Origin of the sequence: Alkalibacterium sp. AK22, assembly GCF_000585255.1 — a bacterium.
Lineage (GTDB): Bacteria > Bacillota > Bacilli > Lactobacillales > Carnobacteriaceae_A > Alkalibacterium.
In genome coordinates this window covers 1-24,540 of the sequence record NZ_JANL01000022.1, presented here as the reverse complement: position 1 = coordinate 24,540, position 24,540 = coordinate 1, and the positions used below count along the sequence as shown (strand labels likewise).

The 24,540-nt window shown below is 44.5% G+C and carries 21 protein-coding genes; 17 read left to right on the top strand and 4 right to left on the bottom strand.

Going from position 1 to position 24,540, the window contains the following annotated elements; genetic code table 11:
* The first annotated feature begins 1 nt into the window (after position 1).
* The 4 genes from ADIAL_RS04650 to ADIAL_RS04635 all read left to right on the top strand — a co-directional run bounded on the left by ADIAL_RS04650 (position 2) and on the right by ADIAL_RS04635 (position 6,373).
* Positions 2 to 1,147 (top strand): glucose-1-phosphate adenylyltransferase, encoded by a 1,146-nt coding sequence (locus tag ADIAL_RS04650; RefSeq protein ID WP_034300694.1) that lies wholly within the window; start codon positions 2 to 4, stop codon positions 1,145 to 1,147.
* Positions 1,137 to 2,309, top strand: coding sequence for a glucose-1-phosphate adenylyltransferase subunit GlgD (glgD, locus tag ADIAL_RS04645; protein WP_051503723.1), 1,173 nt, complete (start codon positions 1,137 to 1,139; stop codon positions 2,307 to 2,309). The genes ADIAL_RS04650 and glgD overlap by 11 nt, the downstream gene beginning before the upstream one ends.
* 8 nt (positions 2,310 to 2,317) lie before the next feature.
* Complete coding sequence (glgA, locus tag ADIAL_RS04640; protein ID WP_034300688.1) at positions 2,318 to 3,757, top strand: glycogen synthase GlgA; 1,440 nt, start codon at positions 2,318 to 2,320, stop codon at positions 3,755 to 3,757.
* A gap of 177 nt (positions 3,758 to 3,934) precedes the next feature.
* Positions 3,935 to 6,373 carry a glycogen/starch/alpha-glucan phosphorylase gene (locus ADIAL_RS04635; protein ID WP_034300684.1) on the top strand — a complete coding sequence of 813 codons (2,439 nt, stop codon included), beginning with the start codon at positions 3,935 to 3,937 and terminating at the stop codon, positions 6,371 to 6,373.
* A 97-nt stretch (positions 6,374 to 6,470) separates the two neighbouring features.
* Here the strand turns inward: ADIAL_RS04635 and ADIAL_RS04630 are convergent, their stop codons facing one another.
* On the bottom strand, positions 6,471 to 7,292 hold the full coding sequence (locus ADIAL_RS04630) for an undecaprenyl-diphosphate phosphatase (RefSeq protein WP_034300681.1): 822 nt from the start codon (positions 7,290 to 7,292) through the stop codon (positions 6,471 to 6,473).
* Between the two features lie 216 nt (positions 7,293 to 7,508).
* Here ADIAL_RS04630 and ADIAL_RS04625 point away from each other — a divergent pair, with 216 nt between their 5' ends.
* A complete protein-coding gene (locus ADIAL_RS04625; RefSeq protein ID WP_051503722.1) occupies positions 7,509 to 8,015 on the top strand; it encodes a PTS sugar transporter subunit IIA in 507 nt (168 codons plus the stop codon).
* A gap of 54 nt (positions 8,016 to 8,069) precedes the next feature.
* Here the strand turns inward: ADIAL_RS04625 and ADIAL_RS04620 are convergent, their stop codons facing one another.
* Both ADIAL_RS04620 and ADIAL_RS04615 read right to left on the bottom strand, forming a co-directional pair.
* Entirely contained in the window at positions 8,070 to 8,693 is a 624-nt protein-coding gene (locus ADIAL_RS04620) for a flavin reductase family protein (RefSeq protein ID WP_034300679.1), read from the bottom strand.
* A gap of 86 nt (positions 8,694 to 8,779) precedes the next feature.
* The gene (locus tag ADIAL_RS04615) at positions 8,780 to 9,814 is read right to left on the bottom strand and encodes a lactonase family protein (protein ID WP_034300678.1); all 1,035 of its coding nucleotides are present in this window, start codon (positions 9,812 to 9,814) and stop codon (positions 8,780 to 8,782) included.
* 154 nt (positions 9,815 to 9,968) lie between these two features.
* On the opposite strand from ADIAL_RS04615, the gene ADIAL_RS04610 reads away from it, so the two are divergent.
* From ADIAL_RS04610 to ADIAL_RS04590, 5 genes are all read left to right on the top strand, one after another.
* Entirely contained in the window at positions 9,969 to 11,171 is a 1,203-nt protein-coding gene (locus tag ADIAL_RS04610) for an AI-2E family transporter (protein WP_034300677.1), read from the top strand.
* Positions 11,172 to 11,298: 127 nt separating this feature from the next.
* Complete coding sequence (locus tag ADIAL_RS04605; RefSeq protein ID WP_034300675.1) at positions 11,299 to 11,940, top strand: TetR/AcrR family transcriptional regulator; 642 nt, start codon at positions 11,299 to 11,301, stop codon at positions 11,938 to 11,940.
* A gap of 2 nt (positions 11,941 to 11,942) precedes the next feature.
* A complete protein-coding gene (locus ADIAL_RS04600) occupies positions 11,943 to 13,664 on the top strand; it encodes an ABC transporter ATP-binding protein (protein WP_034300673.1) in 1,722 nt (573 codons plus the stop codon).
* The gene (locus ADIAL_RS04595) at positions 13,664 to 15,538 is read left to right on the top strand and encodes an ABC transporter ATP-binding protein (protein WP_034300671.1); all 1,875 of its coding nucleotides are present in this window, start codon (positions 13,664 to 13,666) and stop codon (positions 15,536 to 15,538) included. The genes ADIAL_RS04600 and ADIAL_RS04595 overlap by 1 nt, the downstream gene beginning before the upstream one ends.
* A 263-nt stretch (positions 15,539 to 15,801) precedes the next feature.
* Positions 15,802 to 17,070 (top strand): ammonium transporter, encoded by a 1,269-nt coding sequence (locus ADIAL_RS04590; RefSeq protein ID WP_051503721.1) that lies wholly within the window; start codon positions 15,802 to 15,804, stop codon positions 17,068 to 17,070.
* A 61-nt stretch (positions 17,071 to 17,131) separates the two neighbouring features.
* On the opposite strand, the gene manA is transcribed toward ADIAL_RS04590, so the two are convergent.
* Entirely contained in the window at positions 17,132 to 18,088 is a 957-nt protein-coding gene (gene manA, locus ADIAL_RS04585; protein WP_034300669.1) for a mannose-6-phosphate isomerase, class I, read from the bottom strand.
* 209 nt (positions 18,089 to 18,297) lie between these two features.
* Between manA and ADIAL_RS04580 the strand changes: the two genes are divergently transcribed.
* The 7 genes from ADIAL_RS04580 to murA all read left to right on the top strand — a co-directional run bounded on the left by ADIAL_RS04580 (position 18,298) and on the right by murA (position 24,484).
* A complete protein-coding gene (locus ADIAL_RS04580; protein ID WP_034300667.1) occupies positions 18,298 to 18,894 on the top strand; it encodes a thymidine kinase in 597 nt (198 codons plus the stop codon).
* A 2-nt stretch (positions 18,895 to 18,896) separates the two neighbouring features.
* On the top strand, positions 18,897 to 19,973 hold the full coding sequence (prfA, locus tag ADIAL_RS04575; RefSeq protein ID WP_034300811.1) for a peptide chain release factor 1: 1,077 nt from the start codon (positions 18,897 to 18,899) through the stop codon (positions 19,971 to 19,973).
* Positions 19,963 to 20,835: a peptide chain release factor N(5)-glutamine methyltransferase gene (prmC, locus tag ADIAL_RS04570; RefSeq protein WP_034300665.1), complete on the top strand. Its 873-nt coding sequence runs from the start codon at positions 19,963 to 19,965 to the stop codon at positions 20,833 to 20,835. Before prfA ends, prmC begins: the two co-directional genes overlap by 11 nt.
* Position 20,836: 1 nt before the next feature.
* Positions 20,837 to 21,850 (top strand): L-threonylcarbamoyladenylate synthase, encoded by a 1,014-nt coding sequence (locus ADIAL_RS04565; protein ID WP_034300663.1) that lies wholly within the window; start codon positions 20,837 to 20,839, stop codon positions 21,848 to 21,850.
* Positions 21,851 to 21,948: 98 nt separating this feature from the next.
* Complete coding sequence (gene upp / locus ADIAL_RS04560) at positions 21,949 to 22,578, top strand: uracil phosphoribosyltransferase (protein WP_034300661.1); 630 nt, start codon at positions 21,949 to 21,951, stop codon at positions 22,576 to 22,578.
* 141 nt (positions 22,579 to 22,719) lie between these two features.
* Positions 22,720 to 22,959: a DUF1146 family protein gene (locus ADIAL_RS11680; protein ID WP_081757664.1), complete on the top strand. Its 240-nt coding sequence runs from the start codon at positions 22,720 to 22,722 to the stop codon at positions 22,957 to 22,959.
* A 220-nt stretch (positions 22,960 to 23,179) separates the two neighbouring features.
* Complete coding sequence (murA, locus tag ADIAL_RS04550; protein ID WP_034300656.1) at positions 23,180 to 24,484, top strand: UDP-N-acetylglucosamine 1-carboxyvinyltransferase; 1,305 nt, start codon at positions 23,180 to 23,182, stop codon at positions 24,482 to 24,484.
* Positions 24,485 to 24,540: the final 56 nt, after the last annotated feature.

The window sequence follows — 24,540 nt, the reverse complement described above, 5'->3', positions numbered from 1 at the left end:
AATGAAAACAGAAACAGTTGCTATGATTTTAGCTGGTGGACAAGGTTCCAGGCTCGGGAAGTTAACAAAGACGATTGCCAAACCAGCTGTACCATTTGGAGGCAATTACCGTATCATCGACTTTGCACTGTCGAACTGTGCCAATTCAGGATTCAATCATGTGGGCGTTGTTACACAGTACCAGCCGCTAGTATTGAATACACACGTGGGTAACGGCTCAAGCTGGGGGTTAAATCGTCACAATGGCGGAGCAACAATATTGCAGCCTTATTCCAGTGTGGACGGAGAGAAATTCTTTAAAGGAACTGCACATGCAATCTATCAGAACATAGACTATATCGATCAGAAAAATCCGGATTATGTTGTAATTCTTTCCGGAGATCATATTTACAAAATGGATTATGAGAAAATGCTGGACTATCACAAGCGCAAGGCCGCTTCATTGACCGTTGGAGTCATGCCAGTTCCTTGGGAGGAAACGTCACGTTTCGGCGTTATGAATACGGACCGTACAGACCGGATCATCGAGTTCCAGGAAAAACCTGAAAACGCCAAGTCAAATCTGGCTTCAATGGGTATTTATATCTTTGACTGGCCAAGACTGAAGCAGTATCTCGTTGATAATCAGTCCAAGAACAGGCAGATGGAAGACTTTGGACACCATGTGATTCCAGCTTATCTGAGAAACAGCGAGTCTATTTATGCCTATTCATTTGAAGGCTACTGGAAAGATGTCGGGACGATTGAAAGCTTATGGAGCGCCAACATGGAGTTTCTTGATCCCGAACATGAACTGAACATCCGTGACCGCAAGTGGCGTGTCTATTCAAAAAATCCGAATACAACGCCTCAGTTCCTGACGGAAACGGCCAAAGTAAGTGACTCCATGATTACAGACGGCTGTTATATTGCAGGTGAAATTAACCATTCTGTGCTTTCGCACAATGTAAAAGTAGGCAAAGGTTCAGTGGTCACTGATTCTGTGATTATGCCTAATGTGGTAATTGGGGAAAATGTCCGGATTGAAAAAGCGATTATAGGTGAAGGGGCTCATATTTATGATGATGCCGAGCTAATCGGGACGGAGTCTGACATAGCTGTCGCCGGATATAAAGAAGAAGTAGGAGGGTATTCAGATGAGAAATAGACTGGCACCGATTTTAAATTTAGTTGAACACACAGGCAAACTCAAACCTCTGACCGATAGAAGACCGGTGGCGTCACTGCCTTTCGCTTGCCGTTACCGATTGATCGATTTCCCGTTTTCCAGCCTGTATAATGCTGAAGCAGTTTCAGCTGCTTTGTTTATTGCGGGATCCGGACATTCGCTTTATGATCACATCCGTTCAGGATCGACTTGGGGCCTGGATTCTTTTGCTGGTGGGGGGGTGTTCACCCATTCCCAGGTAAAGCTGAAATCTGATCAGAATGTCGAATCAAAATATGACAAGTTCTATTACGAAGACCACTACAATTATGTGACCCGTTCCAAAGCCGAGTATGTAGTTATGATGGGCTCAAGTTTCCTGTCCAATATTCAGCTGGAATCTGTTTTGCACTTCCATGAAGATAAAAATAGCCAGGTCACAGTTGTTTACAAGCAGGTGAACCGTGAAGAGCTGGTTGAAGATACTGTTTATACAGCCTTGAATTTGAATAATGGAGAAACAGATACCGTTAAAGGGATTGAGCCGGTCTCAGGTATGGCCTCCGGTACCAAGCTCAATGTGAATATGGAAATGATGCTACTCAGTAAGAAGGTTTTTCTTGACTATCTTTTCCGAGCCAAGCAGCATGACATGGACATCAGCGTCAATACCTTCATTCAGTTCACTCTGGATTCCAATGAATCTGTCAATGCCTATGAATATACCGGCTATCTTAGAGTAATCGAAGACGTCAAGAGCTACTTTGACGCCAACATGGATATGCTGGATCAGGATAATTTCAATGCCTTGTTCTACCGTGCAGATCCGGTAAGAACGCGCGCAAAGAACTCCGCTCCTACTTATTACGGAGAAGAGGCAGTCATCGAGAACGCCCAGTTTGCTAATGACTGTGAAGTATACGGGACTGTCCGGAACTCTGTTATCTTCAGAAAAGTATCGATTGAGAAAGGCTCAGTTATTGAGGACTCAATCATCATGCAGGACAGCTGCATTGAAGAAGACGTGACGCTCAAACATGTCATTTTGGACAAGCATGTTTATGTGATGAAAGGAGCCAAGCTGGAGGGTACGCCGGATAATCCTATTGTTATTGCCAAAAACAGCGTGGTTTATCCTGAAGGGATCACTAAGGAAGGATGAGTAAAGAGATGAAGCTACTATTTGCTGCCTCGGAATGTGCCCCATTCTTTAAAACTGGAGGTTTGGGCGACGTTTTGGGGGCCTTGCCTAAAGAACTCGCCAAGAGTGGTCACGATGTCCGTGTCGTTCTTCCTCTTTTCACGGAAAAGCTGTCTGACAGCGTCCAGGAAGAAATGGAAGACGTGCTGACGACCATCGTAGAAGTTGGCTGGAGACAGCAGTTCTGTGGCATCAAACAGCTGAAGCGGGACGGGGTCGTCTATTACTTTATTGACAATCTCTTTTACTTTGGACGCGAACGTCTGTATGACTATGGAGATGATGCCGAAAGGTTTGCCTTTTTCCAGCAGGCAGTGATTGAGATGCTCGAGCAAATCGGTTTCATTCCGGATGTGCTGCATGTTAATGACTGGCAGACAGCTATGATTCCTGTTCTGTTGAAAGATAAATATTCCTGGATCAATGCTCTGAAAGACATCAAAACTGTTCTGACCATCCACAATATACTCTTTCAGGGAGTTTATGACCAGTATGTCCTCTCAGATCTGTTTAACATCGGCTATGCAGCCTTCCATGATCAGGGTTTGAAGTATGGAGATAATGTCTGCTGGCTCAAAGGGGGGATTTACTTTGCGGATCTGGTTACCACGGTGAGTCCAACTTATGCCAATGAAATCCAGACAGGCGAGTTCGGTTACGGGCTAGACCATGATCTGCGGGTAAACCAGCACAAACTGGTGGGCATACTGAATGGTATTGACTACGACACATATGATCCGGAGACGGACCAGATGATTTTAAAGACCTTTTCCAAAGATGATTTGAGTGGCAAAACGGCCAATAAGAAGGCCTTGCAGAAGCGGGTCGGTTTGCCTGTTGATGACAGTATTGCATTGATTGGAGTAGTGACCCGACTGGATGAGCAAAAAGGTGTAGGGCTGATCTGTGATGCAATGGAAGAACTCATGCAACACCGAAATGTCCAGCTGGTTCTGCTCGGTACAGGCAAACCTTATTTTGAAGATGCGTTCAGGCATTTCACGGCTAAGTATCCGGACAAATGTCAGGCAGTTCTGGCTTTTGATAGTGAACTGGCTCAGTGGATTTATGCCGGGGTTGATCTGTTTCTGATGCCGTCACTGTTTGAACCCTGCGGACTGTCGCAGCTCAATTCATTGAGGTACGGAACGCTGCCAATCGTTCATGAAGTGGGCGGTCTAGCGGATACCGTCGAACCTTACAACAAATGGACTGAAGAAGGGACGGGCTTCAGTTTTTATGACTTTGACATGTGGACTTTGCTCGATACCATCGATAAAGCTCTGACTGTTTATTATGATAAGCCGGAAAGCTTCAGACGCATGCAAGTAAGAGCTATGGAAGTAAATAACAGCTGGGAGAAATCAGCTCAGACCTATATCGATCAATACCGTTATTTGGCTCTGTAAACAAAAGTCTCGAGTGATCCTGATCGGATTCTCGAGACTTTCTGTTTATATAGAGGACCATACAGGAAAATGCTGCGAGAGGGTTGCATCCGTAGACAAACGTCAGCCAGTCGAATTGTCTTTTTTATTAAAAGATTTTAATGTATACTTTCTATAACCGAATATGGAGGAATGTCTATGAAACTGTCAGTGAAAGAGTTTGTAAAAGATTTCAAAAATCAATTCCAGAGTATGTATGCGTATCCTTATGAAGAGGGGTCAACCGAGCAACTGTACAATGCTCTCGGTTTGCTGATTAAGAACTATGTCTCGAGCAATTGGAAAGATACACGTGAAAGCTACATTAAACAAAGTGCCAAGCAAGTCTATTATTTTTCAATGGAATTTCTACCTGGACGTCAGCTGAAAAGTAACACCTATAATTTAGGATTGCTGGAAACGGTCTCTAAAGGGCTGGACCAATTAGGCCTGTCACTTGATGAGCTGGCAGAAGCTGAGGCTGATCCTGCTCTGGGAAATGGCGGACTAGGACGGCTAGCCTCCTGCTTTATGGATTCTCTAGCTTCCATGGCGATACCGGGTAATGGAAATGGTATTCGCTATCAGTATGGCCTGTTCCGTCAAAAGTTTGTCGATGGTTATCAAGTCGAACTGCCTGAAAACTGGCTGAGGTATCGAAATGTATGGGAGACCCGTAATGACAAGTCGACTTGCATGGTCCGTTTCGGAGGAAACGTCTGGCTGGAGGAAAATGAGCAGGGGCATCTGGAGCCAAAATATGAAAATACATTGAATGTTTTAGCTGTACCTTACGACACCCCAATGGTTGGCTATAAAAATGAACGGGTAAATAATCTGCGGTTATGGTCGGCTGAGATACCTGTTGAAGAAGAGTCCAACTATCTGACCATCGATGCAACTGATCCAATCAAGGAAATTACGGAAGCTCTTTATCCGGATGACTCTAATTATGAAGGGCGACTACTGCGTTTGAAGCAGGAATACTTCATGGTGTCAGCCGGCGTACAGTCTATTTTGAGGCATTACAGAAAGTACAATATGCCCAGAAAAAATATACCAGACAAAGTAGCCATCCATATCAATGATACACATCCGGCACTGGTTATCCCTGAGATGATGCGTATCCTGATTGACGAAGAGCACCTGTCATGGGATCAGGCATGGGAAATCACCTTCAAAACCTGCAGCTACACCAACCATACTATCTTGCGAGAAGCGCTGGAAAAATGGCCGATTGATATGATGAAAGAGCTGCTTCCAAGAATTTATATGATCATTGAAGAAATAAACAACCGCTATGTTGAGCACATGCTTCCGCTCTATGGTGAGCGGATTACTTGGCAGACGGCTATCCTACAAAATGGCGTCGTTAATATGGCTCACTTGGCAGTAATTGGTAGTCACAGCGTAAATGGTGTGGCCCAGCTGCATACAGATATTCTAATGAACGATGTCCTGAAAGACTTTTTTGAAATCTATCCGGAGCGCTTTAACAACAAAACAAACGGCATTACCCAAAGACGCTGGATGCATTTGGCTAATCCGGATCTGACGCAACTACTCGACGATAAAATCGGAAAAGCCTGGAAAAGCAATCCTGCTGAACTGAAAGTCTTTAAAGGATACGAAAAAGATAAGCAGACAATCAAAGAACTGGCTGAGGTTAAGCTTAATAACAAGAAAAAACTAGCCGCTCATATCGAGAAAGTCAAGGGAATCACAGTTGATCCGAATGCGATTTTTGATGTTCAGATTAAACGTCTGCATGCCTACAAACGTCAGCATATGAACCTTTTGCATATTCTACACCGTTATCTGGAGATTAAGCAGAATCCGTCTGTTGACTATGTCCCGAGAGTATTTATTTTTGGAGCGAAGGCAGCACCAAGCTATGTATATGCCAAGCAAATAATTAAGGTGATCAATGCCGTTGGAGATTTAGTGAACAATGACCCGGATATCGGAAATAAACTAAAAGTTGTATTCTTCGAAAATTATGGAGTCTCTCTGGCTGAAAAGATTATTCCGGCCACTGATGTCAGTGAGCAGATTTCTTTGGCAAGTATGGAAGCCTCCGGGACCAGTAATATGAAGTTCATGGCCAATGGCGCGCTCACACTCGCGACTCTTGATGGAGCGAATATTGAAATTAGAGATTATGTCGGAGAAGAAAATATGTTTATTTTTGGACTGACTAGCGATGAAGTCTATGAAGTCAGAGGAAACGGGTCCTACAATGCCCGAGAACTTTATCAGTCAAATTCTACGGTGAAAAGGGTACTGGATGCTCTAATTAACGGAACTATTTTGAACCTTGAAGGTGAGGGTGACGCTTTATTTGATTCTTTAGTTAATTATAATGACGAGTATCTTGTACTGAAAGATTTTGAATCTTATATTCAGGCACACGAAGCTATTGATGCCTTGTATAAGGATCAGAAAGAATGGACACGCAAGTCTCTTCTGAATATTGCCTCGTCTGCTCCTTTTTCTGCAGATTATACTATCAGTCGCTATGCAGAAGATATATGGAAGGTTAAACCGTGCTGTCCAGGAAAACTAAAGGTCCAACCGCGTAACGAACCGATGTATTAAAGAACGTTTTTGAAAAATGAAGCAAAGAAAGCCTGATCCAGAAAAGGATCAGGCTTTCTTTGCTTGTTGGGACGCGTTACCTTTGAAATGACTAGTGTCAGCCAATTAGGCCAAAGTAGCCTATGACCAGCAAGCCGACTGCTATGCGGTACCAGCCGAAGGAACTGAAATCGTTCTTGCGGATATAGTTCATTAAAAACTTGATGGCAAAGATGGATACTACAAACGATACGATACAGCCAACTAGTAGGATCATCATTTCCTCGAACGTAAATGTTAAGCCAAAACCAATGATTTTCAGCAGGCTTGCCCCCATCATAACAGGGATCGAAAGGAAAAAGGAATACTCCGCGGCAATCGGCCGGGCTGTTCCAATCAGGATAGCTCCTACAATGGTTGCGCCTGAGCGGGAGGTGCCGGGAATCAGTGCCAGGACCTGGAAAAACCCAATGAGCAGGGCCACTTTATAAGTCAGTTGCTCCCAGGTCGCGATCTGAGGGATTTTTCCTTCGTTTCGTTTTTCGATAAGTATAAAAGCGACTCCATATACAATCAAGGCAACCGCTACAGTAATCCAGTTGAAAAACAGGTCATTGATGACATCTTCAAACAAAAGACCGAAAACACCGGCAGGCAAAATACCAACTACAACCTTGCTCCATATATGCCAGGTTTCCTTTTTCTGGTGTTCATCTTTATCAGAGTCAAAAGGATTCAGTCGTTTAAAGTAGAGCAGGACCACTGCCATAATGGAAGCCAGCTGGATAACAACTAAAAACATTTCCATGAAGGCCTCAGAGGCATTAAGCATTAGAAACTCGTCTACCAGGATCATATGACCGGTACTGCTGACAGGCAGCCATTCGGTAATGCCCTGAACGACACCGAGGATGATCGACTTGATAATTTCTATAAACAATGTGTTAACTCCTTTTCAGTAAATTTATCTCCTGGTGCACAAAGCACCTTAATCATCATACCAAAAGCAGTGTAAAGAGTTCCAGAATTAATTGAATTGTTTTCTACAATTCTTTTGGGTTTTGGTTTGTACGCCTCTGTGTTATTATTAACTATGAAAGTAGTTTAAGAATATCTGCACAATTAAACTATATATTACAGGAAAGTAGGGAGTAAAATGGGCGTATTTGATTTTCTTAAAGGTAAAGGAAAAGAACCAAAAGACAGTAAGGCGGTGCTCAGCAATCCGGTAAACGGAAAAATTGTACCAATTGATGAAGTAGATGATCCCGTATTTTCACAGAAAATGATGGGAGACGGCTTTGGTGTCGTTCCAAGTGACGGAAATATTTATTCACCAGGACACGGTAAAGTAGTGAGTGTCTTTCCGACACAGCACGCAGTCGGTCTAGAGCTCGACAACGGCGTAGAAGTGCTAGTCCACATCGGCATCGATACAGTGGAACTTGAAGGTGGACCCTTTGATACACTGGTTAAGGAAGGTGACACAATCACCCCCGAGACTAAAATTTCAACGGTCGATCTGGAAGGCCTAAAAGCCGCGGGTAAGGAAAATACCGTTATTATCGTCTTTACAAATATGGACCAGGTAGAAAACTATGACCTGTCTGTGACGGGTGAAACAGAAAAAGGGGCAGAAATCGGATCGGTTACTGCCAAATAATACACTGAACAAAAAATCCCGGCAGGATATTAACTGCCGGGATTTTTTGTCTGTTTAGTTTGTCGGGCGCTTAATTGAGAAGAGGGGACCCAGTTCAGAATAAGCGGAACCAGATAAACGGGATACAGGATTCAATATTTCAGGCAGGATATATTCCTTTTCTGGATCAAATACACTGTCATCTAAGTGAACATCGGTGACATTCAGCAAGAAGTGGTCTGTAACGATTTCTCCTTCAGCATTTTTGATGGGAATATGCTGATATAATGTCGTTTCAAAACGAATCAGAGACTCCTTGATCGCAGGAACAGAAACGCTTGAACTATCCACGAGCGAGAGTTTTGTTCGGTTGATTTCACTTTCTTCCGGTTTCAATGGGGCAGATGTTTCATTCATGTCTTCCGCCAGAGCGCGGTTGACAATATGAACCACGGCTTGTTTTTGCTTTAGCAGATTGACTGCTGTATCTTTGGGATTTCCTTCACTTCTTAAAATGGAAACAGTCAGCAGAGGAATCTGGTTAGAAGCGACGCTGAAAAAACTGAAAGGAGCAGCGTTGACGATACCGGCTTCTTCATTGAGGGTCGTTATCCAGGCAATAGGTCTTGGAATCACACTACCTGTGAGCAGTTTATACTGTTGTTTGTTGGATAATTCAGATGTTTTGAAATGATGCATTGTGAGTAGCTCCTTTTTAAGAGTTATTTTACAAAGAGCAAACAGTGAAAAAGAGAGGACTCCCTCTCTTTTTCACTGTCTGACAACTATGTGAACTTGACACAAATGACTTCCGGGGCGTAGACGTCCTTTTGAAGTAGTGTAAGTGAACCATCCTGAGGGTTACGCTCAAACAGAGTCAGGTTGTCTGAATCTTGGTGACCGACAACAACAAACCTTTCGCTCGGATCAAGGTTAAAATCACGAGGCGTTTCGCCTTCTGTCGGCACATAGGCAATCAGCGACAGTTCGCCGTTTGCATCAATACTATAAGAAGCAATAGAGTCATGACCGCGGTTGGAAGCGTAGAGGTGATTCCCGTCGGATGTCACGCGAATGGCAGCGCCCCCATTGAAGCCCGTATGCTCCTTGGGAATGCTAGGCAGTGTCTGACGCAAGTTGAGTGCGCCGCTTTCGCTATTGTATTCAAATACCAGTACTTCACTGCTCAATTCTCCAAAGACATAAGCCCGCTTTCCGTCTGGGTGAAAGGTAATATGACGTGGACCTGTTCCTGGTTTAATTTTTTCTACTGATACCTGTTCCAGTTTCTGTTCAGCATTCAAGCGGTAAGTGTAGACTTCATCTGTTCCCAGATCACAGGCAATAAGATACTGTTTGTCGGGAGTCAAATCAAAGTAATGTGCATGGGGTGAAGTCTGGTTTGGATGGACAGATTGACCGGAGTGAACCGAACGGTCGACCAGACTCAATTCTCCTTTGGCAGAGGTTTTAAGTACCGCTACTTCTCCTTTGTGGTAGTTCGCCAAGTAAACCAGTTGCCGGTCCGCATCATAAGCGACATAGCAGGGCGGTGCACCTTCCTGAAGCCATTCGTCCACCTTAACGAACGCTCCCTTATCATTTTTTGTGTAGGATGCAATCCCTCCGTTACAGTCTTCACCTTTTATGATTGAAAAAAGTAGAGAGTAGTCGGCATTGCCGTCAATATAAGTAGGGCCGCTGACTGTTACCGCATGCTGCAGTCCGGTCAGTTTTCCTGCCTGCTCATTCAGATCGATACTGTAGATTCCTTGGCTTTCTCTTTTAGTGTATGTTCCCAGAAGTAATGTCTGATTCATCTAGGAGCCTCCTTCTATTTTTGTTCTTGCTCAACAAGTATAACAAAACAGAAGAGAGCTTTGAAAGCAAATCGCTGATCAGGAGCTTTTTCCCCATGTAACCCCGGCATATTATGCTAAAATATAGCTGAAAGCTTTAGAAAGGGGAAAGAAAATGGATCCTGAATCTTATGATAAAAGAACCAGCCAGTGGAGCCGGACCTGGCTTTGGAAGCGAGTCATTAATAACCGGGTCGTCTCAATTCTAGTCATTACACTGCTGCTGTTTCTCAATATATACGTGCTCACACGGGTCAGCTTTATTTTTAGGCCGATGGGTATTATTCTTGGCATCGTCGGACCACCACTTATTTTCGCCGTTATTTTTTACTATCTTTTCAATCCCGTTATCGACTGGCTTGAGCGCAAACGGTTTTCCAGAGTGACGGCTATAGCTTTTATGTTCAGTCTACTGATTCTTACGGTGATAGCTGGGATGAATTTTATCGTTCCAATCATACAGGACCAGTTGGAAACTTTGGTCGAAGCCTGGCCGACTTACTGGAATAATTTGATGCTGCAGCTCGACAGTCTGCTGAATACGGGTGCGTTTACGGATTTTATGGATCAGTTGGGAGATACGACAGTTCTTGATACGCTGACCAATCAGTCGTCATCATTATTCAATATGACTGTAGGAGGGATTGGCAGTTTCATCGGCACTGTGACGCAGGTCTTTATCACACTCTTCACTATGCCGTTTGTACTGTATTATCTTTTAAAAGATGGAAAAAAAGTGCCGCCTTTACTTATCAAATATGTACCCATTCAGGCGCGCCCTCGAGCAAGTGAAATGTTTTCAGAAATAAACAAGCAAGTCAGTTTTTATGTGAGAGGACAGCTGATTGTAGCGGCATCAGTCGGATTGATTTTCTGGATTGGCTTTTCAATAGTTGGCCTGGATTTTGCCCTTACTCTTGGTATATTTGCGGGTGTACTGAACCTGATTCCTTATCTTGGATCTTTTGTAGCCAGCATTCCGGCACTGATCATCGCAGTTGTCCACTCTCCGTTGATGCTAGTCAAAGTGCTGATTGTTTTTGGTGTTGAGCAGATTTTAGAAAATAGAATCATCTCACCTCAGATTATTGGGAACACTTTGAAAATACATCCTGTTAATATTATTTTTATTATTTTAATTGGAGGTCGGCTTTTCGGACTGTTAGGTGTTGTTTTCGGTATCCCTGGCTATGCTATTGTCAAGATTGTCGTGTCGATGCTGTTTGACTGGTACCGGGAATATTCAGGCTGGTATAATCCTGACGAAAGCCCAATCAATACTAAAGAAGCTCTTGTCAAAGTCAAGGACAGGGAGTAACGCTAAAAATAAGTCAGCTGATTGAGATCGGCAGACTTATTTTAGTGTTGCGTTATGACACATTGTCACATATAATAGTTATGACAACTTGTCATAATCAGTGGCACCAGAGAAAGGAATGGATTCAATGCCTTCACAGACATTTTTCAATCTGTCTGAAGAAAAGAAAGAACGCCTAATTGCCGGGGCGATGAAAGAATTTTCAGCCAAGTCGCTGAATGATGCCTCTATTTCAAATATAGTAAAAAATTCGAAAATTTCACGTGGAAGCTTTTACCAGTATTTTGAAGACAAGAAAGACCTCTATTTTTACCTCATTGGGAAATTCCGCTACAATTATCGTCAACTGATGTTCAAGAGTTTCAAGGAGAAGGAGGGAGACTTCTTCGAGGGATACAAGGTTTTTGGTGAAAAGTACATCAAATACATCATGGAATCGGAAAAATTTGGCTTTTTCGAAAATATGTACCTTCATATGAACTATCAGATAAACCAGGAGGCGCGGGTGGACTTTGATCATTCCCGCCAGCAAGGTTCCAGTCTCCCTGATGGCAAGCGTATTATTGATGTAGTGGACCGTTCTCAGCTTAAAGTACAAACGGAAGAAGAACTTATTGATATCCTCCGGTATATCTTAAGTATGCTCAATGATACGATTATGGAAGGATTCTGGAAAGAGTTGACAGTCAAAGAAACACAGCAGCTGTTTGTGAAGCGCCTGAGCTGGTTCACATACGGCATCAAAAATACAGAAGAAAAAGAGGCGTAGATATGTTTAAATTAGCAAAATGGATGAATCCGTGGAGGGTGGCTTTAAGCCTTGTCTTTATGGCTCTGCAAGTGGTCGGGATGCTTGCCCTCCCAACCATCACGGCCAATATCATAGACTTTGGAGTAGCCGAAGGAGACATTGATTATATTATTCGAACGGGAGTGATTATGCTCGGGTTTACCTTCTTGACGATTATTTCAGCCATACTTAATGTTTACTACGGTGCTATGGAGTCTCAAGGTCTGGGTGATACCATTAGGCGTAAAATGTTCAGAATGGTGTCCTATTTTACCAATGAAGAGCTGGATAAATTTGGGACTTCCACATTAATCACCCGTACGACCAATGATATCATGCAGATTCAGTTTGTGATGATGATGGTGATCCGTATTATGACGCTGGCTCCTTTTCTGATGATTGGTGCAGGTATTATGGCTTTTACTAGAGAGCCTGATCTGGCCTTTGTATTTCTCATCTCCATGCCTGTTCTGGTCGGGCTGCTCGTGCTGATCATGCGCAAGACCAGCCCGGTTTTCAAGTCACTTCAGAAAAAGACCGACAAGCTTAATCGGGTTTTCAGAGAGGGTCTGACGGGTATTCGTGTAATCCGGGCCTTCAACAAAGATGAATACGAGAAAGAACGGTTTGACGGTGCTAACTGGGATTTTGCGGAGACATCAATCAGAGCCCATACGATTCTGGCGTTTGTCATGCCTTCAATGGTCCTGGCTGTGAGTGTCACCAACATTTTGATCACCTGGTTTGGAGCTCAGTTCATTAGTACAGGCAATATGCAGGTGGGGAACCTGGTTGCCTTCATGACCTACGCCATGCAGATCATGCTTGGAATCATGATGGTGTCCTTCGTGCTGTTCTTCCTGCCAAGAGGCCAGATTGCAGCGGAAAGAGTGCTGGAAGTCTTAAATACACCAAATATTATTAAGGATCCTAGAGCACCTCAAGATCTTAAAGGAACAGACCGGGTCTCATTGACTTTTGATCAGGTCAACTACCGTTATCCCAATGCCGAAAAGCTGGCACTGGAATCAATTGACTTTACGCTTAACAAAGGAGAGCGTCTGGCGATAATCGGGGGGACAGGCTCCGGGAAGACAACGCTGGCCAACCTGATTCCCAGGCTGTACGACATCGAAAGCGGATCGATTAAGGTGAATGGCATCGACATTCGGGATGTCAAGCAAGGTGCCCTGCGCCAGCTGATTGGTTTTGCTCCTCAAAAAGCCTTGCTCTTTTCAGGAACTATACGTGAAAACCTAAAATACGGGCGTCCGGAAGCGACTGACGAGGAGATATGGGAAGCCCTGGAAATCGCTCAGGGAGAAGACTTTGTTTCCAGTTTAACTGATGGACTTGATGCCAGAGTAGAGCAAGGTGGAGGGAATTTTTCAGGTGGTCAAAGACAGCGGCTCAGCATTGCCCGTGCATTAGTCACAAAAGCAGATATTCTCATTTTTGACGATTCCTTTTCGGCTCTGGACTTCAAGACGGATGCCAGACTCCGCGAGGCACTTAAGCCAAAAACTCAGGATTCTGCCGTTGTAATTATTGCCCAGCGGATCAGTACAGTCGTTGATGCAGATCAGATTATTGTACTGGACAACGGCAAAATGGTCGGTAAAGGAACGCATGATGAGCTGAAACGTTCAAATCGTATCTATAAAGAAATTATCGATTCTCAGATGAAAGGAGAGGATATTTAATGAAAAATCAGACTAAAAGTGCTGCCCATATGAAAGCTAAAAAAGCTAAAGACTTTTGGGGAACCACCTTCCGGCTGGTCCGTTACATGTCCACTCGTTTCTGGGGACTGGCCCTGACTTTGCTGCTGGTAATTGCAGCTACGATCATGGCAACCCAGGCGCCGCATATTCTAGGGAGAGCAACAACTGAAATTTACCGGGGGATTCAGGAAGGGAATGCGTTGCGAGAAGCGGGGGAGTCGGTAGACGTCTTTCCAATCGATTTTGACTATATCCGTAATATTTTGATTATTGTTGGTGTGGTCTATGTCACTCAGGCTGTCTTCCAGTACTTCCAGCAGTTTATTACTGCCCGGATTGCGCAAAAAACTGTTTATGACATGCGGAAAGATTTGAAAGACAAGATGTCGCAGTTGCCAATCGAATATTACGATACTCATTCCAACGGAGATATCATGTCGCGAGCAATCAATGATATGGATCAAATTGCCAATACACTTCAGCAGTCCTTGTCTCAGTTCATCATGAGTATCGTTCAGTTTGTAACAGTGCTGACTGTAATGTTCATCATCGATGTCCGATTAACTTTAGTCACGATTGTCACGGTTCCCATCAGTTTTCTTCTGATTGCCTGGGTTGCGCCCAAGTCACAGAAACAGTTCTCGCGTCAGCAGAAAGAACTGGGCGTATTGAACGATCAAGTGGAAGAGACCTTCTCCGGCCATACTATCGTCAAGACGTATAATCGGGAGGAAGATGAAATCCGAAAATTTGAGGAACAGAGTGCCACGCTCAACAGGGCTTCCTGGAAGGCTCAGTTTCTATCAGGCATTATGATGCCACTGGTCAGTTTTTCCAGGGACCTTGGCTACTTTGGTGTTGCCATTGTCGGAGGAATCGGTGTGGCGAACGGAACAGTATCATTGGGTAATGTGCAGGCTTTTATCCAGTACGTGAATCAGTTTTCCCAGCCGGTCAGAGAAATTGCCAACCTGGCGAATACTGTTCAGGTGACGATTGCATCCTGTGAACGCATATTTGAAATACTGGATGAAGAAAAAATGGTCGATACAGCTTCGAGTATGAGACCGAATCTACAGTCACCCTATAAAATCGAATTTGAGCATGTCCAGTTTGGCTACGGAAACAAGCCGGAAGATGAGCTGCTGATGACCGATTTTAATTTAACTGTCAGAGATGGGGAAATGATTGCTGTTGTCGGGCCAACAGGAGCCGGAAAATCTACACTGATCAATCTCCTTGAGCGTTTCTATGATGTCAAAGGTGGAAGCATCCGCTATGAGGGGACAGATGTCAGGGATATTGACCGGAGTGAGCTGAGAAGTCGCTTTTCAATGGTCCTTCAGGATACCTGGCTGTTCAACGGGACAATCTGGGACAACATTGCCTATGGAGCGCACAGTCCCGACCAGCAGACCGATGATAAGATTCTAAGTGCTGCCAAAGCTGCTCATGTGGATGAATTTGTCCGACGTCTGCCGGATGGTTACAATACTGTTCTGAATGAGGAAGGAAGCAATATTTCTCAGGGTCAGAGGCAGCTCATTACCATTGCCCGGGCCTTTTTGGCTGATCCTGAGATTTTGATTCTGGATGAGGCTACTTCATCGGTAGATACGCGGACTGAAGTACTGATACAGGCAGCGATGGAAAATCTGCTGAAAAACCGTACCAGTTTTGTTGTCGCCCACCGCCTGTCCACTATCCGGGGTGCGGACAAGATTATTGTCATGAATCATGGTGATGTGATTGAAACGGGTAATCACGATGAACTGATTGAACTGGACGGCTTTTACGCCGATCTTTACAACTCACAGTTCCAGACGCCTGACCAGCAGCTACAGGCGGTCTGATCATTTTAGAGCCACTATTTATAAAGAACTGACCCTCAAAAGATGCCGATTCTGGCTAGTCCTCTTGAGGGTCAGTTTTTTACAGTTGTCTGTATCTATAAACAATCATCACAAAATAAAGAAAGCAAATAGCGTTTACATTTTTTGTTATCTATCGTTTACAGTCCTAATGCATTAATTATTTTCTAATCTAAACGCCACTATTGTTTAATCTGATTGATAGGCATAGAATAAATAGCATCTTACAAAGGGAGGCTATTATTATGTCCGCAACAGACACACTTTGGGTCCTGCTGGGAACAGTACTCGTATTTTTTATGCAGGCGGGATTTGCACTGCTTGAGACAGGACTGACAAGAGCAAAAAACTCAGGGAATATTATTATGAAGAATCTGATGGATTTTGTTACTGGCTCGCTGCTCTACTGGTTTATCGGTTTTGGAATTATGTTTGGACCCACACTGGCTGGTTTTATCGGCCGTCCGGATCTGTTTGTTACGCAGAATTATGACAGCAATATTCCAGGTTATGTATTTTTAATGTTTCAGACTGTCTTCTGTGCAACTGCAGCAACAATCGTTTCCGGAGCCATGGCTGAACGAACAAAATTCAGTTCTTATCTGCTGTACACGGTCATCATATCAGGCCTGATCTATCCTATCTCTGGTCATTGGATTTGGGGAGGAGGTTGGCTGGCCAGCCTTGGCTTTGAAGACTTTGCGGGCTCAGTAGCTGTCCATATGGTGGGAGGAGTAAGTGCTCTCGCAGGTGCCCGAATCGTTGGTGCAAGGGCAGGCAAATATGATGCAGACGGAAAGGCCAAGACAATTCCAGGACACAATCTGGTAATAGCCGCACTGGGCATGTTTATCCTCTGGTTCGCCTGGTTTGGTTTCAATGGTGCCTCAACGCTTGAAGCTTCTGATGAAGGCTCGCTGACCCTGATTGGGATAATCCTGCTTAACACTAATCTCGCAGCAGCTTCCGGTACACTGATTGCCATGCTGCTATCGTGGTTCCGATTAGGGAAGCCGGATCTGGGTCTGACAATGAATGGTGCTTTGGCTGGCTTAGTAGGCATCACAGCTGGCTGTGCCGTAGTGAATCCATTTGGAGCGGTAGCGATCGGTCTTCTTTCTTCAGTAGCCATGATGTATGCAGTTGAATGGGTCGAGCATAAAGCAAAAATAGATGATCCTGTGGGAGCCTTTGGAGTCCATGGTATAGCCGGAGGCGTCGGCACAATCCTCGTAGGACTATTTGCTGTAGACGGGGGATTACTTTACGGTGGAGGCTTCGGTATGCTGGGCATCCAGACACTGGGGGTTGTAGCCGTTGCCCTTTGGGTCGGCTTGAGCATGACAGCCGTATTCAAAATGATTGACATGACCATTGGTTTGCGTGTCACACCTGAAGAGGAAGAGGCGGGTATGGACGTGAGCGAACACGGACTAGTCAGTACGTATGCCGACTTCACGTTGCCTACAATCACACCAGTAGACTCGCCGACACCAGCAGAGATTAAGCACTAAAAAAAAGAGAACGACAGGCCCTTCCACTGAATGGGTCTGTCGTTCTTTTATTTATGACAGCTTACCGGCTCTTTCCGGGCCGTGAAGCAAGCAATTGAAGCTTGCCCTCAATTATCCAGTTCTTTACTGGCTCGGGCAGAATAAAATGCTCACCCTTCTGTAGGGAATACAATTTACCAGCAACAGTCAGTGTACCCTGACCTTCAAGAACACTGAAAAGACTGTAAGGTCCTTCTGCTGTGTATCTCTGCTGGCCGCTTATTTCCCAGGCCTCGACTTTAAAAAAAGGATTTTCAACGAGTAGGACTCTGCTGGATGCAGTTGACTGAGTGGTTTTGAACCGAAGCTTTGGATCGATGTGAGGGACAGTCGTCACCGCTAGTGAATCGTTAATATGAAGCTCTCGTTTCTGACCGTTATCCTGGACCCGGTCGTAATCATAGACCCGGTAAGTAGTATCACTGGATTGCTGAGTTTCCAAGATGACAATCCCACTGCCGATTGCATGGATGGTTCCACTCGGAACGTAAAAAAAGTCACCGGCCTTTACGGGAATGCGTCTCAATAGACTGTCCCAATGCCCCTGAAGAATCATTTCTTTGAGTTCTTCTTTTGTTTGAGCGTGATGACCGTAAACAATCTCGCTTCCTTCTTCGGCAGACAGGATATACCAGCATTCGGTCTTGCCCAGTTCGCCTTCTTTTTCCAGACCATAACGGTCATCCGGGTGGACTTGAACAGACAAATCCTCTTCAGCATCAATGATTTTGGTCAGGAGCGGGAAAACATCTTCTTTAGGATCACCAAAAAGGACTTTGTGCTTTTTAAACAGCTCGTCGAGTGTCCACCCTTTGTACGTTCCGTTTTTAATCCGACTTGGTCCGTTAGGGTGAGCGCTGATGGCCCATAACTCTCCGGTTTTACTGCTTGGGATAGTATAATCAAAAACTTCCTCCAGTTTGCTTCCACCCCAAATTTTTTCTTTGAATACCCCTTCTAAAAATAATGGCTCGACCATATCGGATCCCCTTTCAATACGTTTTCTTGAGTCTACCATAAAAATTGAAGAAGAGGGGAAAGAGATATTGTCCGACCTTTTTATGAATCAAGTCTGACCTTGTGCTTTTGGCCTGATTCACTTATAATTTACAAGGATAGGTATCTTTTGAGGAAACATTAAATAGATAAGTGATTAGATTTATTAGAAAGATGGAAAGTGGGAGCAGAATGGCACAGTTATTTTTCCGCTACGGAGCAATGAACAGTGGAAAGTCGATTGAAATACTGAAAGTAGCACATAACTATGAAGAGCAGCACAAGCCGGTAGCTTTGTTTACGAGTGCTCTGGACGACCGAGACGAAGTCGGGAGTATCTCAAGTAGAATTGGCATCAAACGACAGGCGGTACCAGTGACGGAAAAAACTGATATTTTCAAACAGGTACAGCAGATGCCGAAAGATTTGGCTTGCGTATTGATTGATGAAGCCCAGTTTTTGAGTACCAAACATGTTGATCAGCTTGCTCGTATTGTAGATGAACTGGATATTCCGGTCATGGCCTTTGGACTGAAAAATGACTTCAGAAATCGGCTTTTTGAAGGATCCGAGCGCCTGCTGATTCTGGCAGACAAAATCGAGGAAATGAAAACAATCTGCTGGTTCTGCCACAAAAAAGCGATTATGAATATGCGCATGCATGAAGGCCGGCCCATTTATACAGGAGAGCAGATCGTGATTGGAGGCAACGAATCCTACTATCCGGTTTGCCGCAAGCACTACCACGAACCGCCTGTCAAAAGTGAAGAAAGGAGTCAAAAGCAATGAGTATGTTTGATAGACTGGAAGAAGTAGCCATACGCTACGATGAATTAAATGAACTACTGAGTGATCCTCAGGTGATCAGTGATACTGACCGCTTTATGAAATTAAGCAAGGAAGAAGCTGATCTGAGAGATACGGTAGAGACCTTACGCTCGTACAAAGAGGTCGTATCAGAACTTGAAGATACAGAAGAGATGCTCAGAGAAAAGCTGGACAAGGAAATGGAAGAAATGGCCAAGCAGGAACGCAACGCCTTGTCTAAGCAAAAAGAAGAGCTGGAAGAAAAACTCAAGATCCTGCTGCTGCCTAAAGATGAGAACGATGAACGCAATGTCATCATGGAAATCAGAGGGGCAGCCGGTGGAGACGAAGCTCAGCTTTTCGCCAGTGACTTGTTTGAAATGTATCAGAAGTACGCGGACAATGAAGGTTGGAAGACGGAAGTACTGGACGCCAATGCGAATGGAATCGGCGGCTATAAAGAAATCACTCTGATGATTACCGGAAACAATGTCTATTCCAAGCTCAAGTTTGAAAACGGGGCTCACAGGGTTCAGCGTGTGCCACAGACTGAATCTCAGGGGAGGATTCACACGTCAACAGCGACCGTAGTCGTTATGCCCGAAGCGGAGGAAGTGGAAGTGGATATCGACGAGAACGATATTCGTGTCGATATTTACCATGCCAGTGGAGCAGGCGGACAGCATGTCAATAAAACAGCATCGGCTGTACGTCTGACGCACGAACCGACTGGGCTGGTTGTAGCCATGCAGGATGAGCGTTCTCAGTTGAAAAACAGAGAAAAAGCGATGAAAGTTCTGCGTTCGCGTATTTATGACAAAATCACATCTGAAGCACAGGCTGAAGTCGATGCTGAAAGAAAGTCAGCGGTCGGAACGGGAGACCGTTCCGAGCGTATTCGGACCTACAATTTCCCGCAAAGTCGAGTGACGGATCACCGAATCAACCTGACAATCCAGAAGCTGGACCAGATTCTTTCAGGTAAATTGGGTGAAATCATCGATGCACTTTTGATGTGGGAGCAATCTCAAAAAATGGAGCAGCTTAAACATGCAGAGTAATGAACGCGTACCGGCCAGCACGTATGAAGAAGTCCTCAACCGGGCTTCTTCTTTTTTAGAGGATAGAGGAATATCTTCTCATTTGGCTCAGTGGGTATTAAAAGAATGCAACAATTGGAGCCTGACTGACTGGATGCGGATTAGAAAACAAAATATGCCGGTAGAAGAACAAGTATCCTTTGAAAAAGCAGTTCAGGAGCTGTCAGCCGGCAAACCGGCCCAGTATGTTGTTGGCCATGAATGGTTTTACGGCAATAAATTTAAGGTCACACCGGACACGCTCATTCCCAGACCCGAAACCGAAGAGTGGTTTGCACGCTGTCTGAAAACATTAAGTAGTCGTTCCTTGACAGTACTGGATATCGGGACAGGTACGGGGGTGTTAGCGGTCAGTCACAAATTGAGTCGTCCACAGGACAAAGTTCTGGGAGTGGATATCAGTCAAGGTGCGCTTGAGGTCGCTCAAAGTAATGCCATGGCACTCGGCGCTGACATTGATTTTATCCTCAGTGATCTTACTGGGTCTATAGACTGCAAAGTCGATTTGGTTTTGTCCAATCCTCCTTACATCAGTGAAGAAGAACAGGAAGTGATGGATTGGCATGTGATTGAATATGAACCTGGTCTGGCACTTTTTGCTGAAGAAAATGGTCTGCAGGTTTACCGTCGGCTGTCAGCTGAACTGCCGTCAATAATGAGTGAAAATGGGCAGATTTTTTTGGAAATCGGCTATCTTCAGGGGGAAAAGGTATCCAGTCTTTTCAGAGAAGTGTTCCCTACTAGCAAAATCGCCATCTGGAGAGATATTAGTGGGAATGACCGGGTTGTTCATATAGATATTAATCCAAAGAAGGAGGGATAGCTTGAATACACATGATTGGGATATACATGATATTGCTGAAGCAGCTGCATATCTAAAAAAAGGCGAAGTTGTTGCTTTCCCCACCGAGACTGTTTACGGATTAGGAGCAGATGCGACCAATGAGGAGGCAGTCCGTAAAATATTTAAAGCAAAGGGGAGGCCCAGTGACAATCCGCTGATTATTCATGTATCGAGTAAACAGCAGCTTCAAGCTTATGTTACTCAGATTCCTAAAGAGGCAGAAGCCATCATAGAACGGTTCTGGCCCGGACCGTGTACAATTGTGTTTGAACGGAAAGGACCCCTAGCTCCGGCAGTAACAGGGGATTTGAATACTGTAGCGGTTCGTATGCCTGACCACCCTGTGGCGCTGGAACTCATTCGGCAAGCCGGGGTCCCTTTAGCTGCTCCCAGCGCTAATCTATCAGGCAGACCGAGTCCAACTACCGCTGATCATGTAAGGCGCGATTTGGAGGGGAAAATTAGTGGAATCATCGACGGTGGCTCGACAGGTGTTGGGTTAGAGTCTACGGTTATAGATTTAACTAATCCCAAACGGCCTACTGTTCTAAGACCCGGAGGGGTATCACTAGAAGATCTGCAGGATACTCTTGAACACATCTATCTGGATCTTCATTTAAAAGACGGCAGTCAGGCACCTAAATCCCCAGGGATGAAATACCGGCATTATTCACCGGATAAACCTGTCTACATCTTGCCTGAAAATGCAGAGAAGCAGTCTGAATTAGTAAAAGCGTTCGTACTCAAAGGAGAACGACCAGGACTTCTCGTCAGTGAAGAGACAGCAAAAGACCTCTTGATTCCTGGTGAATATGAGGTCTATTCACTGGGGGAAAAAGCGAAGCCCGAAGAAGCGGCCAGCCGGTTTTATGATGGCTTGCGTATGCTGGATCAGACAAGGGCTTCTGTTATTTTCGCGGAAGCTTACTCGGAAACAGGCATTGGCAGGGCCTATATGAACCGTCTGCACAAAGCAGCAGAATGGACTGAATGAGTTGAGGCTAAGGATTTTTCTGGAAATCAGCTAGGCATTTAGGTACAATGGGTAAGATAAAAGGCGATAATTACAAAGCTAAAATAAAGGAGTTTATTATGGGTAAAATTCAAGTAATCGATCATCCACTGATTCAGCATAAACTGACAATTATTAGAGACAAAGACACGGGGACCAAGTATTTTAGAGAGGTCGTCAATGAGATTGCCCGCCTGCTTGCTTATGAAGTATCACGAGAGATGCCTCTTGAAGATGTTGAAATACAAACGCCTCTAGTCACGTCCACTCAAAAAAGACTAGCCGGGAAAAAAGTAGTGATTGTTCCTATCTTAAGAGCCGGACTTGGTATGGTTGACGGAATGCTTGATCTTATACCAGCTGCTAAAGTGGGACACGTGGGGATGTACCGTGATCACGAAACAATGGAGCCGGTTGAGTATTTCATTAAAATGCCTTCAGATCTACCTGAAAGAGAGCTGCTTGTAGTGGATCCAATGCTGGCTACAGGCGGATCAGCAGTTGCCGCCATCGATGCACTGAAAAAACGTGGTGGAACCAATATCAAGTTTGTTTGTCTGGTTGCAGCACCTGAAGGGGTTAAAGTGCTTCAGGAAGCACACCCGGATGTGGACATCTACACTGCCTCAATGGATGAACGTCTGGACGAGAACGGCTACATTCTTCCGGGGCTGGGAGACGCCGGTGATCGCCTGTTTGGAACTTTATAAAAAGGTCATATAGACAAAGGAGGAAGCGGTAGGTATCCAATACCGGCTGCCTCCTTTTTTATCTTGCACGTTTGTAACAATTGTGTTACAAGCATAATAAATGAAATATAAAAATATCTGTGCTAATATGGCCATGAAAGGATGAAAGTTATGACATTAAGCACTTTACAGGAACTCATTCGTTTGATTTCGCATATTTTTTTCGTGCTTGTTGCATTCTGGTCTTTACAGGCGCTCAGGACCGATACGTTTTTAAAGAAATATCACGTGCCTCAGGCTAGAACATTGTATGTTCTCTTGGCGATTGCCATCGGATATACAGCAAGTAATTTTTTTGTCGATTTTATCCTTTCCATACAAAATGTATTATTTATGTTATAAGATGACGGTGGATGCACAAAAATCATCAGTCTGTCACAAACTTGTCATCTGTAAAGGGATTCCAATTGGTTCCTTATGGAAATAGTATCTGTTATACTATATCAGTCGTTCCCAGGGAACGAGCTTACTAAAGCGATTTAATTATAGACAGTTGGACAAAACAGTTTGAAGACATTAGGGAATATTGAACAGGCTTAGTTGTAAAAATGGAGGGCATAGAATGGACAAGATTTTAGTAAACGGAGGACGAAAGTTATCGGGCTCGGTTGATATAGATGGAGCTAAAAACGCAGCACTACCGATACTGGCAGCAACTGTTCTGGCGGAGACAGGGCAGAACACTCTGAACAGCGTACCGCTATTATCAGATATTTACATCATGAAAGAAGTACTGACTCACTTGAATCTCGATGTATCCTTTGATGAAGAGAAAAAGCAGATGCGCATGGATGCTGCTCGAGAACTCAATAGTGATACACCATTTGATTTTATGAGTAAAATGCGTGCTTCGATTGTGGTAATGGGCCCTCTGCTGGCACGAACCGGTTATGCAAAAGTGGCTCTGCCTGGAGGATGTGCTATAGGTTCACGCCCCATTGACTTGCATTTGAAAGGGTTCGAAGCCATGGGTGTCGATGTACATATTGGCAACGGGCATATAGAGGCTTCAGTAGACAGACTGAAAGGCGCACACATCTACCTTGACTTCCCAAGTGTAGGGGCAACACAAAATATTATGATGGCAGCCACTCTGGCAGAGGGAACCACAATTATGGAAAACGTGGCCCGTGAGCCGGAAATTGTCGATCTGGCAAACTTCCTTAACAAGATGGGAGCCAAAGTAGTTGGGGCTGGGACGGAGACACTGAAAATCGAAGGAGTAGAATCCTTACAAGGGACGGAACACGCAATTCTGCCTGACCGGATTGAAAGTGGCACATTTATGATCGCCGCGGCTGTTACCCAAGGAGATATCCTTATCAAGGAATGTGTTCCTGAACATAACAAACCGCTCATTTCCAAATTGCGTGAAATGGGTGTCACCTTTATTGAGTCGAGTGAAGGTCTAAGGGTGATTGGTCCAGACAAGCTAAAACCGACAGATGTAAAAACTATGCCGCATCCAGGCTTCCCGACTGACATGCAGTCACCGATGACTATCGCTCAGTTGGTAGCTGAAGGCACCAGTATTATGAGGGAGACCGTTTTTGAAAATCGTTATATGCATATGGAAGAACTACGTAAAATGAACGCCTCTTTCCAGGTCGACAGTCAGAGCGTGATCATCCATGGAGGCAATGTTCTTCAGGGTGCGGAAGTTGCGGCGAGCGATTTGCGTGCAGCAGCAGCTTTGATTCTGGCAGGACTTACAGCCAAAGGATACACGCGCGTGACTAATCTGAGCCATTTAGATCGTGGATATAGTCAGTTCCATATTAAGATGCAAAAACTTGGTGCAGATATTGAAAGAATTTCTGATGAGGAAGCCGTTGTGGAAGAAGCAATCAAAACAACAATCACTTAAGCACTTATTAGAGATCAAAATTATAATTTACTGTAAAAAGAGGCTGGGACAAAAGT

Excerpts from the sequence above, each read along its gene's own strand:
- ADIAL_RS04650 (WP_034300694.1), top strand. The coding sequence starts at position 2 with ATGAAAACAGAAACAGTTGCTATGATTTTAGCTGGTGGACAAGGTTCC.
- glgD (WP_051503723.1), top strand. The coding sequence starts at position 1,137 with ATGAGAAATAGACTGGCACCGATTTTAAATTTAGTTGAACACACAGGC.
- glgA (WP_034300688.1), top strand. The coding sequence starts at position 2,318 with ATGAAGCTACTATTTGCTGCCTCGGAATGTGCCCCATTCTTTAAAACT.
- ADIAL_RS04635 (WP_034300684.1), top strand. The coding sequence starts at position 3,935 with ATGAAACTGTCAGTGAAAGAGTTTGTAAAAGATTTCAAAAATCAATTC.
- ADIAL_RS04625 (WP_051503722.1), top strand. The coding sequence starts at position 7,509 with ATGGGCGTATTTGATTTTCTTAAAGGTAAAGGAAAAGAACCAAAAGAC.
- ADIAL_RS04620 (WP_034300679.1), bottom strand. The coding sequence starts at position 8,693 with ATGCATCATTTCAAAACATCTGAATTATCCAACAAACAACAGTATAAA.
- ADIAL_RS04615 (WP_034300678.1), bottom strand. The coding sequence starts at position 9,814 with ATGAATCAGACATTACTTCTGGGAACATACACTAAAAGAGAAAGCCAA.
- ADIAL_RS04610 (WP_034300677.1), top strand. The coding sequence starts at position 9,969 with ATGGATCCTGAATCTTATGATAAAAGAACCAGCCAGTGGAGCCGGACC.
- ADIAL_RS04605 (WP_034300675.1), top strand. The coding sequence starts at position 11,299 with ATGCCTTCACAGACATTTTTCAATCTGTCTGAAGAAAAGAAAGAACGC.
- ADIAL_RS04600 (WP_034300673.1), top strand. The coding sequence starts at position 11,943 with ATGTTTAAATTAGCAAAATGGATGAATCCGTGGAGGGTGGCTTTAAGC.
- ADIAL_RS04595 (WP_034300671.1), top strand. The coding sequence starts at position 13,664 with ATGAAAAATCAGACTAAAAGTGCTGCCCATATGAAAGCTAAAAAAGCT.
- ADIAL_RS04590 (WP_051503721.1), top strand. The coding sequence starts at position 15,802 with ATGTCCGCAACAGACACACTTTGGGTCCTGCTGGGAACAGTACTCGTA.
- manA (WP_034300669.1), bottom strand. The coding sequence starts at position 18,088 with ATGGTCGAGCCATTATTTTTAGAAGGGGTATTCAAAGAAAAAATTTGG.
- ADIAL_RS04580 (WP_034300667.1), top strand. The coding sequence starts at position 18,298 with ATGGCACAGTTATTTTTCCGCTACGGAGCAATGAACAGTGGAAAGTCG.
- prfA (WP_034300811.1), top strand. The coding sequence starts at position 18,897 with ATGTTTGATAGACTGGAAGAAGTAGCCATACGCTACGATGAATTAAAT.
- prmC (WP_034300665.1), top strand. The coding sequence starts at position 19,963 with ATGCAGAGTAATGAACGCGTACCGGCCAGCACGTATGAAGAAGTCCTC.
- upp (WP_034300661.1), top strand. The coding sequence starts at position 21,949 with ATGGGTAAAATTCAAGTAATCGATCATCCACTGATTCAGCATAAACTG.
- ADIAL_RS11680 (WP_081757664.1), top strand. The coding sequence starts at position 22,720 with ATGAAAGTTATGACATTAAGCACTTTACAGGAACTCATTCGTTTGATT.
- murA (WP_034300656.1), top strand. The coding sequence starts at position 23,180 with ATGGACAAGATTTTAGTAAACGGAGGACGAAAGTTATCGGGCTCGGTT.